Origin of the sequence: Thiohalomonas denitrificans, from assembly GCF_900102855.1 — a bacterium.
Classification (GTDB): domain Bacteria; phylum Pseudomonadota; class Gammaproteobacteria; order Thiohalomonadales; family Thiohalomonadaceae; genus Thiohalomonas; species Thiohalomonas denitrificans.
This window is the reverse complement of sequence record NZ_FMWD01000013.1, coordinates 46,481-59,708: the sequence shown is the minus strand read 5'-3', so window position 1 is coordinate 59,708 and position 13,228 is coordinate 46,481. Positions and strand designations below refer to the sequence as shown.

Annotated in this window: 11 protein-coding genes and 1 pseudogene; 2 read left to right on the top strand and 10 right to left on the bottom strand. The window is 60.3% G+C overall.

Annotated elements, in window-relative coordinates; all coding sequences use genetic code 11:
* Positions 1-443 precede the first annotated feature (443 nt).
* The 10 genes and pseudogenes from BLP65_RS15305 to BLP65_RS15265 all read right to left on the bottom strand — a co-directional run bounded on the left by BLP65_RS15305 (position 444) and on the right by BLP65_RS15265 (position 11,252).
* A complete protein-coding gene (locus BLP65_RS15305; protein ID WP_092998973.1) occupies positions 444-1,445 on the bottom strand; it encodes an Abi family protein in 1,002 nt (333 codons plus the stop codon).
* 471 nt (positions 1,446-1,916) lie between these two features.
* The gene (locus tag BLP65_RS16780; protein ID WP_139181530.1) at positions 1,917-2,018 is read right to left on the bottom strand and encodes a HAMP domain-containing histidine kinase; all 102 of its coding nucleotides are present in this window, start codon (positions 2,016-2,018) and stop codon (positions 1,917-1,919) included.
* A 172-nt stretch (positions 2,019-2,190) separates the two neighbouring features.
* Positions 2,191-2,544, bottom strand: a complete 354-nt coding sequence (locus tag BLP65_RS15295; protein WP_092998969.1) for an HVO_A0114 family putative DNA-binding protein — start codon at positions 2,542-2,544, stop codon at positions 2,191-2,193.
* Complete coding sequence (locus tag BLP65_RS15290; RefSeq protein ID WP_092998967.1) at positions 2,541-2,906, bottom strand: toxin-antitoxin system TumE family protein; 366 nt, start codon at positions 2,904-2,906, stop codon at positions 2,541-2,543. The genes BLP65_RS15295 and BLP65_RS15290 overlap by 4 nt, the downstream gene beginning before the upstream one ends.
* A gap of 331 nt (positions 2,907-3,237) precedes the next feature.
* Positions 3,238-3,900, bottom strand: coding sequence for a sensor histidine kinase (locus BLP65_RS15285; protein ID WP_175452616.1), 663 nt, complete (start codon positions 3,898-3,900; stop codon positions 3,238-3,240).
* A 271-nt stretch (positions 3,901-4,171) separates the two neighbouring features.
* Positions 4,172-4,273: pseudogene (locus BLP65_RS17450) on the bottom strand (HigA family addiction module antitoxin); the annotation flags it as partial.
* A gap of 173 nt (positions 4,274-4,446) precedes the next feature.
* Positions 4,447-5,622: a Fic family protein gene (locus BLP65_RS15280; RefSeq protein WP_092998963.1), complete on the bottom strand. Its 1,176-nt coding sequence runs from the start codon at positions 5,620-5,622 to the stop codon at positions 4,447-4,449.
* Positions 5,623-5,831: 209 nt separating this feature from the next.
* The gene (locus BLP65_RS15275) at positions 5,832-6,146 is read right to left on the bottom strand and encodes a Fic family protein (protein ID WP_092998961.1); all 315 of its coding nucleotides are present in this window, start codon (positions 6,144-6,146) and stop codon (positions 5,832-5,834) included.
* A 307-nt stretch (positions 6,147-6,453) separates the two neighbouring features.
* On the bottom strand, positions 6,454-10,308 hold the full coding sequence (metH, locus tag BLP65_RS15270; RefSeq protein WP_092998959.1) for a methionine synthase: 3,855 nt from the start codon (positions 10,306-10,308) through the stop codon (positions 6,454-6,456).
* A 386-nt stretch (positions 10,309-10,694) separates the two neighbouring features.
* Positions 10,695-11,252: a hypothetical protein gene (locus BLP65_RS15265; protein WP_092998957.1), complete on the bottom strand. Its 558-nt coding sequence runs from the start codon at positions 11,250-11,252 to the stop codon at positions 10,695-10,697.
* Between the two features lie 179 nt (positions 11,253-11,431).
* On the opposite strand from BLP65_RS15265, the gene BLP65_RS15260 reads away from it, so the two are divergent.
* A complete protein-coding gene (locus BLP65_RS15260) occupies positions 11,432-11,986 on the top strand; it encodes an outer membrane beta-barrel protein (protein WP_092998955.1) in 555 nt (184 codons plus the stop codon).
* A gap of 149 nt (positions 11,987-12,135) precedes the next feature.
* A complete protein-coding gene (locus BLP65_RS15255) occupies positions 12,136-13,095 on the top strand; it encodes an acetyltransferase (RefSeq protein ID WP_092998953.1) in 960 nt (319 codons plus the stop codon).
* Positions 13,096-13,228: the final 133 nt, after the last annotated feature.

The window sequence follows — 13,228 nt, the reverse complement described above, 5'->3', positions numbered from 1 at the left end:
GTGCATCTTCTGCTCCTTTTCGGATGACTTCTTCGGCTTCGCAACCACAAGAAGATCACGTCGGGAGATGCATGTCCACCCCTATTCCTTTGCTGGTCAGATACTTAGTCTACGTATTCGTGGGGATTCCTCAGGGTCAGAGTCAATTATTCCTGTCCAACGATCCGGCGCCGAACCGACTTCATCGCCATTCCCCTGTATTGTACGGCCGGTGCGCTCTCGGTCCGACTTGCTGCCGAATTTGGGGAAGGTATGATCGGAGGGGGCGTGTAGTCACGCCCTTGCGGTGTCCGTCTACGTGCTGAACACATCTTTCGTCCATTGTCCTGTTCGCCTTTCGATTGACGGCTTTCGGTCCATTCATTGGGTTGGTTAGGAGAGTACCGAATCGTGCCGGGCCGGTCCAATTGTGGCCGTGGGCCGGAGACGTTCCTTGCTCAGACCTAGACCTCCCCAGCCCAGACCGGGTGCCGTTTCCAATTGCCGATAAACCCCATGGACCCGAGCGGCGCGTCGGGGTAGCGGTCGAGCAGTTCGACGAGACGCTCTTTCCAGGCGTGGTCCGGCGCGATGCGGTTCATCATGTAGGCGAGCATTAACAGCACGACGAATATCCTGCGTCCCGGCTCCGGCTGGCCGGGCTCAGCGTGGGGCAGGGACCAGGATTGGCTCTTGGGGCGTTTGGGCGGCAGCGGAAGTTCGCGGTTCCACAGCCGCGCGTGATGGGCGCAGCAGTTGCGGATAAATGTCAGAGTGTGCAGCCAGGAGGCAAACACGTGCTGCGGCAGGGCGAAGCGGTTGGCGATCTGCTTTCGGTCGTAGTCGCGGGCAATACCCTTATAAAGACGCGACAAGGCCCCGAGGCTAAGCTCCTCCAGCGCGGCCCAAGAAGGGGGGAGCGGCGGCTCAGCGTAGGTCTGCCCGTAGAAGCGGAAGTAGTTGTCGCGCTTGCGGTGTTCGATTCGCTCGGCCTTGGTCTCATCGCTGGCACGGCTCTGCTGGATACGCTCGGCTTCACGCCGGAAGTGGTGGGCCTCCTGCTCCAGCTTGGTTTGCAGTTCGCCCACGAGACGATCATGGTCGAACTCCCGCTTGAAATGCCGGCGCTCTGAATACCAGTGGGCGCCGTAGGCCGGTGCCATGTGATTGCTGATGCAGGCGCGTGCCGCCACCTCGACGCGTTCTACCGCCTCCATGACGAGGCTGCGGAGGTCACTGTCGAACCGGTAGCGCGTGACAATTTGTCGAAGTGTGGTTCCTGCGTGGAAATGGTGATCGGGGTTGCCGCCGTGCTGAAAGGGCCGCATGTAGGGACTGAGCCGGAACAAACTCACGACCTCGAGGAAACGGCTGGCACGCTCCTCGTGCAGGATGGTCAGCCCCCTGTTTCTGAGCAGTTGGAGCTGCTCTTCGATGGTGAGGGGTGGTTTGGCGAAACGTCTCATGCCCGCAACCTCCGGGCATAAAAAAACCCGCACGATTTGAGCGTACCGACCGAAGTCGGCATAGGCTTGGCGGGTGTGTTGAGTAAATGGTAAGCAAGCTTACTGCTTGGGTCAACGCTTAGGGCCGACTTGCTGCCGAGTTCGGGGAAGATGTGACCGGAGGGGTCGATGCTCACACCGTTGCGATTTCCGCCCACGCGCTGAATACGTCCTGTCTCGTCCATTGTCCTGTTCGCCTTCCGGTCGCCGGCACCGGACCCGTTCATTGGGTTCTGTTAGGAGAGAGTACCGAATCGTGCCGGGCCGGGCCAATCGTGGTCGGGATGGCATGGGCGGAGGTGAAGAGGGCGCGCCCCTGGCGGGTTCCTCCATCCGGGTGGGGCGGCTGCGGAAATAAATAGTGTCAGAGTCGAATAAAGCCAGACGAGACACCCAAGACCTGCCCCGCTATCTCTGCGTATCGTGGAAGCTTCAGCGGACCTTCGGCCACTCGATTCGGAAAACGGCACCGCGAGGCGTATTGCCGCCCACCTCGATGCGGCCTCCGTTGGCCAGAATGATCTTCCGGACCACCGCCAATCCGATCCCAGTTTCGTGATACGGTGAGGGGAGACATTGATATCCCGGGCGAGCCGGTTTTGACTGATCCGAAGCGGGACCAGGAACTCCTCCAGCGGGATTTCGCCGGAAATCGCCGCGAGGGCGCGCCTCCTACCTAAATATCGCGATGGTGGCCGCTCACACGTCAGGCGCGGATTTCGAACTCCGTAACTGTTGCGATCGGCCGGACGCAGCGGCGGTCGCGCTTTAGCTCCACCAGCCCGTAATTGGAGAGTGTTCGAAGCGTTCGGGAGAGATTGCTGGCTTTTCGGCCGGTGCTTTGGGCGAGTTCCTCCAGCGATGCAGGATGCGTTTCGGCAATATGCCGTAAGAGCGCTCGGTTCTTATCGCTGAGCACCTCGGCAAGCGAGCGCATGGAAGGGAACCAGACCTTGGGATCGGTCGGCTTCGGGCAGTACTCGCCGCGAGCAATGGCGAGGGCGCGGGCTCGGATTTGTTCCTGCGGCATGACGCCGATGCGGATTTTGCGTTTGTTCATCGCTTTAGAACACCTTGATCTTTCAAGTAGCGGTCCACCGCCTGGAAGAAGTCCGCCAACAGTTGCTCGGGCGTTTCAAATTCATAAGGAGTTCCTTCGTCCTCTTCCGTGCGGTGCCGGTGATCATATTCAAGACACCGTCCTGAAAAACGATTGCCACGCACCCGAACGGCATGAGCGTTATCGAATCCCAGAACCCGACGGCCATCGATGGCATGCAAGGTCAGGCTATAGCTGACTCCGTGTGGTCGGTTGGGCGTAGCGGCTACCCGTTTAGCTTCGACCTTGATCCAGTATCCACCTTCCTGGCCGAAGATTTGACCATCCAGATCCAGCAAAGTCTCAAGTCCTTTAGCATCCATTCCAGTTATCAGCAGATCATAGTCGTTTGTTTAGGATACGCCCAATGTTCGGCTGCAAGCAATCGGACTTTGTCGCCGCGAATTGAAGAATAAATGCGCTCAGAGTCGGGGGGGATAAAGATAAACAGCGGATAAACAGGGTCAGAGTCGATTAAACCGTTCGCCATTGGAGCCGCCTTCACCCCTTCCCTGGGATCGGGATTGCGGGGTCAGCCCTTGCAATCATGCATTAGGGTGAGAGCATAGCGATTGTCGGGGCCTCGAACCCCGGGACCTGCTGACCCCGAGACACCCAAGACCTGCCCCGCTATCTCTGCGTATCGTGGAAGCTTCAGCGGACCTTCGGCCATTCGATTCGGAAAACGGCACCGCGAGGCGTATTGCCGTCCACCTCAATGCGGCCTCCGTTGGCCAGAATGATCTTCCGGACCACCGCCAGTCCGATCCCGGTGTGGCCCGGTGCCCCACCGGTGCGGAACATGCTGAAGATCTCGCCGCGCATGTGTTCGGGGATGCCCGGCCCGTCGTCGGCCACCTCAAGCAACCAGTGGTCCCCGCAGTCGGTAACTCCGACCCATGCGTGCCCCTGCTCAGGCCGATCGTGATGGTGAGCCGCATTGGCGATGAGATTTTGCAGCACCTGCCGCAGTTCGAGCGGGTCGGTCACCATCGGAGGCATCGTGGGTTCCCACTCTACCCGGAACCCTTCCGGCAGTTCGAGGTTCGCCACTAGTTCGCCCAACAACCGGGACCACTCGGTCGGGCAAGGATGGCGTGCCTCGCGGCCGATCCGGGCATAGCGCAGCAGCCCGTCAATCAGCGCATCCATGGCGGTGACCCGGTCACGCATCAGCCACAACAGACGGCGGTTCTCGTCGTCCAACCGATCACCGGCGTCCTCGGCCACCACCAGGGAAAGGTTCGCCACCGCGCGCAGGGGGGCCTTGAGGTCGTGTGAGGCGATGTAGGCGAACTCCTCCAGTTCCGTGTTCATTCGCTCCAGTTCCGCGGTTCGGCGCATCAACGCTTTTTCGGCCTCGATCCGTTCGGAGATGTCGCGGCTGGAAATAATAGGGTCAGAGCCATAGGGTCAGAGTCAAATAAACCGGAGGCGCTAGCCTGAACAGGCCTGCTCAAGACCCGGTTTCCTAACTGGCGGCTTGGGAACGGCAGTTGTCACTTCCGTGCATTCCTTCGGGTCCCTGCCGCACCCGACGGAAGCTAAGTGGGTACGAGGCCGTCGCAGTCCCCTTCGGAACAACTACTCAGGCTCGCAACCGCTTCACCTCTGTACCCAAGCGGTTGCCGAGTGCGGCGTGTGCCTCTTCGAGTTCGTAGTCGTCCTGAAGTCCCATCCAGAATTGCTCGGGGATAAATAGGGTCAGAGTCGATTAAACCCGCACTAGTTAGTTGCTGTGGGCGCTTGGCGCCTTAGCGACTGATTTGCTGGCCATCATGATATGCGCGGGTTTTTACAGCCATCTGCACGGCCGTATCCGCAGTGACGGCCCGCTTGCCGAGTACGATTTTGCTGCGGTGCTCATTTCGTGCTCGCTTGGGGAGTCTCGTCACCGGGGGTCATTTCGGTGCCTTCCGCGAGGATGTCGATATATTGCTTGTAGGAGAATTTTCGGTTGCGCCGGCCTTGGCTGATTTGGTGAAGAATACCGCAGCGCTCAAAGGTGGAGATAAGGGCATTCGCCTTTCCGTAGGTAATTCCCAGCGCCTGCTGCACGTCCTTCACCATTACTACCGGCTGCTGCATCAGGTGACGCAGCAGGCGAACGGCATCGGGGCCGGCATTGATGTCAATAAGACGATCGGTATCGTTGCGCTCCTGCTGCTGTAGCCGCTTGGTCGTGCTAACGACCTGATCGGAGACACTCACCACTCCTTCGAGGAAGAAGCGGATCCAGGCCTCGAAGTTGCCGCTGTTGCGAACCTGCATCAGGCGGTCGTAATACTCCTGCTGGTAGGTCTTAAGGTAGGCACTTAGATAGAGCATCGGCTCTTCGATGACACCGCGCCAAACCAGAAAGAAGGTAATCAGTAAGCGCCCAAGTCGGCCATTGCCGTCGTTGAAGGGATGGATGGTCTCGAACTGATAGTGAATCAGGGCGCACTGAACCAGTACCGGGAGATCGTCGCTGACGTAGAGGTACTTCTCCAGGTGATCCAAAGCGGATTGCATCGCCTCCGGTGGCGGAGGGATGAAACGTGCTGTTTTCAGGTTGGCCCCGCCGATCCAGTTCTGGCCGGTGCGAAACTCGCCGGGAGTGAGCGCGGGCTTTCCGCCGCGCACCTGTTGCATCAGCACGCCATGGATCTCACGCAGGAGCCGGAGCGACATCGGGAAGTCGTCATCGAGAAGGCGGCGCAGCCCGTAGCGCATGGCCTTGACGTAGTTGACCACTTCGCCGACGTCGGCAGTGGGGATGTGCTCCTCATCCGCCCCGAGAACGTCGGTCAGTGAAGACTGGGTCCCCTCGATCTGAGAGGAGAGCAAGGCCTCCTTCTGAATGAACATGGCGACGAACAGGTCCGTGCTCGGGAGGACGCTGGCGATGGTATTGATGGCGCCCAGCGCCCGGTCGGCCTCTGATAGCAGCAGCACCAGGTCGCCATCCAGGCTGACCGGGGGCTCCGGCGGCAAGTCGGCCGGGAAAAAGGCCTTATATCCAGAAAGGGTTTGGCGGTAGGTTCCGCTACGTTCCATTTTTCGGCCCCAAAATATGTGGCTTGCGAAGGCCTTTATATCTCGCTTTAGCGAAATATAAAAGCATCTCGCTTCCCTTATATCGATTCACAGAACTATGGGATGCCGTTACCGCACCATATTTCCGGGATAAACAGGGTGGGATAAACAGGGTCAGAGTCGATTAAATCGTGCGCCGTACTAACTACCTTCTCACCAGAACGGGGTTTTCAACTCCGACTGGTCGCTTTGATTCGGTCGCCCAAATCAGCGGGGGCATGGAAGACGAAGGCGCGGCCCCGCTTTCTCTGCTCCAGGAGTCCCGATTCGGCAAGCTTGAGCAAGTCGGTGCGGGCGGTCTGGGTGGTGACCTGGTGGGAGCGTTTATGGCTCGCCACGGTGTAGCCATGGCCGGGGTGGCGTAGGGCGTGACTAAGCAGGGCGGTTTGACGGTGGTTGAGGCTGTCGGCCAGGACCGGGGCGTGGCGCAGGAGGCTTTCGGCGCTGCGTTGTTCGTCGGGAACTGCTAAATCTTGGGAAATCATAATGATGGGGTCAGAGTCGATTAAACCGAATCCGCGAACCTGGAGGCCCATTCAGGGGATAAATGAAGTGAGGGTCTGAGTCGAATGCGGACGGAAGAGGGACGGAGGAACTGCTCCTCGACAACATGCTCCATGCGTTGTGTCCCACCGCCTTCCATGGCGACGTGCGTTGCTCTACCTCCTGCGTCCTGCAGTCGTCTCCCGGAGGGAGGAGGACCTTTCGCTTGGTCTTGGCAGATTAAGACCGCGTAGGAAATCGCCGCGAGGCGCGCCTCCTACCGACGATCTCCCTGTAGTCAGAGCCTAATCAGGCTTCGTAGCCGAGATTCGGGGCCAACCACCTTTCGGCCTCGGCGAGCGACAGCCGTTTGCGTTCGGCGTACTGGGCGACTTGCTCGCGGTCGAGCTTGCCGACGGCGAAGTAGCTGCTGTCCGGTGCGCTGAAGTAGAGCCCGGAGACGGCCGCGGTGGGCACCATGGCCTTGGACTCGGTGAGGGTGAGGCCGATGGCCTGGTCCGGTTGTAGCAGGGACCAGAGGGTGTCCTTTTCGGTGTGGTCCGGGCAGGCCGGGTAACCGAGGGCGGGGCGGATGCCCTGGTACTGCTCTTTGATGAGACTCTCGTTGTCGAGGTTTTCGTCTTCGGCATAGCCCCAGATGGTTTTACGCACTTGCTGGTGCAGCCATTCGGCGCAGGCTTCGGCGAGGCGATCGGCAAGGGCCTTGAGCATAATCGCGTTGTAATCGTCGTGGGCCGCCTCGAATTCGGCGACCTTTTCGTCGATGCCGAGGCCGGTGGTGCAGGCAAAGCCGCCAAGGTAGTCCTTCTTGCCGCTCTCTTTGGGTGCGACGAAGTCGGCCATGGACTTGTTGGGCTGGCCGGGACGCTTTTCGCTCTGCTGGCGCAGGAAGTGAAAGGTGGTGAGCACTTCCGTACGCTCCTCGTCCTGGTAGAGCTCGACGTCATCGTGGTCGACGCTGTTGGCGGGATAGATGCCGACCTGCGCAGCGGCGTGGAGCCACTTCTCGGCGATAAGCTGCTCGAGCATCCCGCGGGCGTCGGTGTAAAGCTTTTTGGCCTCTTCGCCCTTTTCCTTGTCCTCCAGGATGCGTGGGAAGACGCCTTTGAGTTCCCAGGCGTGAAAGAAGAAGGTCCAGTCGATATAAGGGACCAAGGTCTGCAGGGGGATGTCGGCGAATTGGACGAGGACGCCGGCGCCTTTGGGTTCGATGGTGACGGGGCCGGTTTCGGCTTCGTTTAGGCCAATCGCGGCAGGGGCGCCCCTCCTACCGGCATCGGTTAGGGCGTCGAGGACTTTGGGCCTTGGGGGCTCGTAATCCTCCCAATCGATCTTCAGGCGATTTTCGCGGGCCTGGGCGAGCGGGGTGAGCTTGGTCTCGCTGCGCTTTTTGTTGTGGCGTTCGCGCACGGCTTCGTGTTCGGCGTTGATCGCGGCGACATAGTTGTCTTTGGTGCCTTCACTTTCCGAGATGAGGTTTTGAGCGACGCCGACGGCACGGCTGGCGTCTTTGACCCAGACCACGGGATGGTCGTAGTTGGGATCGATCTTGACGGCAGTGTGCGCCTTGCTGGTGGTGGCGCCGCCGATGAGTAGCGGGAGAGTGAAGCCCTGGCGCTGCATCTCGGAGGCGAGGTGTGCCATTTCTTCGAGCGAGGGAGTGATGAGGCCGGATAGTCCGATGATATCGACGTCGTGCTCTCTGGCGGCATCGAGGATCTTCTGGGCGGGGACCATAACGCCAAGGTCGATTACCTGGAAATTATTGCACTGCAGCACGACGCCGACGATGTTCTTGCCGATGTCGTGGACGTCACCCTTCACGGTGGCCATGAGGATCTTGCCGTTGGGGCGTGCACCCTCGCTCTTGGCCGCCTCGATGTAGGGGATGAGATGGGCCACCGCCTTTTTCATCACACGGGCGGATTTGACCACCTGGGGCAGAAACATCTTGCCGTCGCCGAACAGGTCGCCGACAGTGTTCATTCCGTCCATCAGCGGGCCCTCGATGACATCGATGGGGGCCTTGGCGTTCTGGCGGGCCGCTTCGGTGTCTTCGACCACGAAGGCGTCGATGCCCTTGATGAGGGCGTGTTCGAGGCGTTTTTCCACCGGCCAGGAGCGCCAGGCCTCGTCTTCTTTCTTGGCGACTTCGCCGGTGCCGGCGTATTTCGGTGCGATCTCCAGCAGGCGGTCAGTGGCATCCTCGCGGCGGTTGAGGATGACGTCCTCCACCCGCTCACGCAACTCCTCGGGGAGTTCATCGTAGACGGCAAGCTGGGCGGCGTTGACGATGCCCATGTCCATGCCGGCGTGGATGGCGTGGTAGAGGAATACGGCGTGGATCGCCTCGCGCACGGGGTTGTTGCCGCGGAAGGAGAAGGAGACATTGGAGAGCCCGCCGGAGATCAGGGCGTGGGGCAGGTTCTGCTTGATCCAGCGGGTCGCCTCGATGAAGTCGACGGCGTAGTTGTTGTGCTCCTCGATGCCGGTGGCAACGGCGAAGATGTTAGGGTCGAAGATGATGTCCTCGGCCGGGAAGCCGACCTTGTTCACCAGCACATCGTAGGATTGCCTGCAGATCTCGGTCTTGCGCTCGTAGCTGTCGGCCTGGCCCTTTTCGTCGAAGGCCATGACCACCGCGGCGGCGCCATATTTGCGCAGCAGGCGGGCGTGGCGAATGAAGGCCTCCTCGCCCTCCTTCATGGAGATGGAGTTGACCACGCCCTTCCCCTGGATGCATTTCAGGCCGGTTTCGATGATCGCCCACTTGGAGGAGTCGATCATCACCGGCACCTTGGAGATGTCGGGCTCGGAGGCGACCAGGTTGAGGAAGGTGCGCATGGCAGCGACACCATCGAGCATCGCCTCGTCCATGTTGACGTCGATCATCTGGGCGCCGTTCTCCACCTGTTCACGGCAGACGTCCAGGGCCTCGTCGAACTTCTCCTCCAGAATGAGCCGTTTGAACTTGGCCGAACCGGTAACGTTGGCACGCTCGCCGACATTCACGAACAGCGACTCCGGGCCCACATTGAGCGGCTCCAAGCCGGCGAGGCGGCACTCCACCGGGCGCTCGGGGAGTTTGCGTGGCGAACACTCACTGACCGCCTCGGCGATGGCCTGGATGTGGTCCGGCCCGGTGCCGCAGCAGCCGCCGACGATATTGAGGAAGCCCGCCTCGGCCCACTCGCGAATGTGGCCTGCCATCTCGTTCGGCCCCAGGTCATAGCCGCCGAAGGCGTTGGGCAGACCGGCGTTGGGGTGGGCGGAGACGCCGCATTCGGCCAGGCCCGAGAGCTCGTCGATATGCTGGCGCAATTCCGCCGGGCCCAGGGCACAATTGAGGCCGAAGCTGATGGGCCGGGCGTGGCGCAGGGAGTTATAGAAGGCCTCGGCGGTCTGGCCCGAAAGAGTGCGGCCGGAGGCGTCGGTGATGGTGCCGGAGATCATCACCGGCAGGCGGGTGCCGGTCTCCTCGAAATAGGTTTCCAGGGCGAACACCGCAGCCTTGGCGTTTAGGGTGTCGAAGATGGTCTCGATCAGGAATAGGTCGGAGCCGCCGTCGACCAGGCCACGGATGGCCTCTTTATAGGCCTCCACCAGGGTGTCAAAATCGATGTTGCGCTTGCCCGGGTCGTTGACGTCCGGGGAGATGGAGGCGGTGCGGTTGGTCGGGCCGAGTACGCCGGTGACGAAACGGGGTTTGGCCGCTCCCGGCATCCTGCCTCCCGCGGCACTAGTACGTCCCTGTACGTCGTCCGGTGTTTTTGCCGTCCACTCGTCCGCCTTCTCGCGGGCGAGGCGCGCCCCCTCGAGGTTCATTTCATAGACCAGTTCCTCCATGCCATAGTCGGCCTGGGCGACGCGGGTGGCGCCGAAGGTGTTGGTCTCGATGATGTCGGCCCCGGCCTCCAGGTAGGCGTCGTGGATTTCGTAAACGATATCGGGCCGGGAGAGCACCAGCAGGTCAGAGTTGCCGCGTACGTCGCTGGGCCAGTCCGCAAAGCGTTCACCGCGGAAGCCCGCCTCGTCCAGCTTGTGGCGCTGGATCATGGTGCCGGTGGCGCCATCCAGAATAAGGATGCGTTCGGCCAGGAGTTGTTCGAGAAGACGGGCGCGTTCGGTGGTGTATTTGGACATGCTGGTGCTTGGACATCATTTGAGGAAATTGGGCGGGAATTCTAGCACGGAGGTGGCGTTTCCTCCCGCAAAGTGGGCGGAAGTGGCCACAAACGTGAGGAAAATTCCAGCTCATTGGGTTAAGTATCTGCACCTGTGAAGCTTTTACCGGTTGTCCACAGAACTTGTGGATAACTTTGTGGACAGTTTGCAAATAGCCGCTTCCAACCCGTACTGCTGTGCGCCTAACCTCAAATTGAATATTTTCTGACCAGCAATTTAATTTTCATGATTTCATTGACTTATGACGATTTTATGCTTGTTTCCGCGCTGCGCTGCCACTTCCGTAAGACGCCTTCGCGTTTTCCACAGGAATGTGCATAAGGGAGAGCAGCACGTACGGGGTTTTACCCGTTTTCGTGATCAAGCAGGTGTTTATCCCGCGGGCAGAGCGTATGGGTGATCGGTGGCGGTTTTTCCCGAAGAAACAGATCGAGCAGAGAGATGGCGTCTTCCACTTCCACCCACGTGTTGCGGCCTATGTCGACTCGCCGACACCAACTGCACATGCGGAGCCGCTTCCCCTCTCTTCTTTCTTTGGGGTCGAGCAAACGGATGGGCTCCCGCTCTTGGCGGTACTGAACACGGCAGCGGTATTCAACCCCTCTGTCGGGCAGGGGCCATAAATCCATGAGCATGAAGCGGCGAACGGAAGGCGCATCGCACCGAAACGGCAGGTCGAACAGGTGGTGCCCGCTCCGAACCCGCTCCAGCAGCGCCTGATTTAACCGAATCACCTCCTCACCAACGATAAAATCCCAGACCACCCGCCCCAGGATGCGGGGCGCACGCAACTCGGAACCACCGTTCGCGCCAGCAAAGCGATTCCAGCTTTCATTGACCCGAAAAATACGGTCATGTTTGTCGAGGCGGTAAACGATCTCGCCATAGTTCGGTTCTTGCATCCGACCTCCAGGCTGCTCATCAAGAGTCGTAGCAACGGACCTCGCGACGCACAACAGGCACTCTGTGGGCGGCTTGCGAAAATGCCCGACGGTTCTGCGTATTCGCCACGATATGAACCCGGCAGTCACTGGCTAATCTATGCGCACGACAGGAAGACTTTCTAAACAGGGAGGTGACCATGAAAAAGGCAAACTGGATTTGCGGCGGACTTTTCGCCGCACTGGGGGCCGCTGCTTCACCGGCAGTGGCTCAGGGTACTCCGGGACTGTTGGAGGCGGATAGAGATGCACCGCAGTGGTATGTCGGCCTGAACGGTACCTGGGCAGACTACGACGTAGGCAATTTCGACGAAGAGTGGGGCGGCAAACTCTTTGGCGGCTATCAGCACAACCGCTGGCTGGGTTTTCAGCTGGGTTATGCCTATCTCGGTGAGTACGAAGCCAACGGCGGCGATGTCGAGGTGGACGGGTTCGAGCTTGCGGCTTTGGGACATTATCCGATCACGCCCACCACTTCGGTATTCGGCAAGGTAGGTGCCTTTGCCTGGGATACCTCGGTCGATGGAACCGGCGTGCCGGTGAGTGATGATTCCGGTACGGATGCCACTCTCGGACTCGGGGCGGAGTACTCGGTGACTGAACAGGTCGGTGTGCGCCTGGAGATCGAGCGTTTCATGGATGTGGGCGATGAAGACATCGACGCCATATCCCTGGGCGTAGTTACCCGGTTCTGAGGCTTTTCCGACCCGGCCCCGCCCAGCCGGGTCAATCCCTACCGCGTGCCATCACCTGTTCGGAGCGGTGTAATCCCAGCCAGAAGCAGCGCCTTGCGACATTAGCTGGTAGCCTTGTGCGTGGGATTTAACCGGGAAGCCACCCCTCGATGACCGATTACGATGTTTTCAATGGCGATGCCGACGGCATCTGTGCACTCCACCAGCTTCGCCTGCACGAACCCGCCGATGATGCTGTCCTGGTGACCGGAGTCAAGCGGGATATTGCCCTGCTGGGCCGGGTCGATGCCGGTGAGGGCGATCGGGTGACGGTGCTCGACGTTTCGTTCGACAAGAATCGCGACGGGGTGAACCGTCTCCTGAAAGCGGGGGCCGCCGTTCGCTATATAGACCACCACTACGCAGGGGAAATCCCCGAGCACCCCAACCTTGAAGTGCTCATCGATACCGCCTCGGACGTATGTACCGCGCTGTTGGTCAATGCCCGGCTGGAAGGACGCTACCGCCCCTGGGCCGTAGCCGCTGCATTCGGCGACAATCTCACCGATGCGGCGCTACGTGCGGCCGGACCGCTCAAGCTGGACGATGTGAAGCTCGAATCGCTCAAGGAGCTGGGGATCTGTCTCAACTACAACGGCTACGGTACCAGCATCGATGACCTGTTCTTTGCACCCGACGACCTCTACCGCCGTATACGTCCCTATGCAGATCCCTTCGTCTTCATGAGCGAAGATCCGGCCTACGAAAAACTCCGCGAAGGATTCCATACCGATATGGAGCGTGCCGAATCGCTTCGCCCGGAGCTGGAGAGCGAGGCCTATGCCGTTTACGTGCTGCCGGACGCCAAGTGGAGCCGACGCGTGGGAGGGGTATATGGCAATGCACTGGCCCGACGCCATCCCGAACGCGCCCACGCCCTGCTGTCGATGCTGCCCGACGGCAACTACCAGGTGAGTGTACGCGCACCCACGGCCAATCCGGAGGGAGCGGACGAGCTCTGCCGCCAGTTCCCGACCGGCGGCGGCCGTAAAGCGGCGGCAGGTATCAACGCCCTGCCTGCCAACCGGTTCGATGCCTTCATCGACCGCCTGAAGGCACAGTTCGAATAGGAAAGCCTCCGTAGGGCGCATTCTTCAAATGCGCCACTCTCAGCCACATGGCAGCGGTGCACTACGCCCCGTAGGAGCGGCTTCCAGTTGCGGCGGGCGCGGCCCGCCCTATGCGTGTCGATTTGGGTAAACA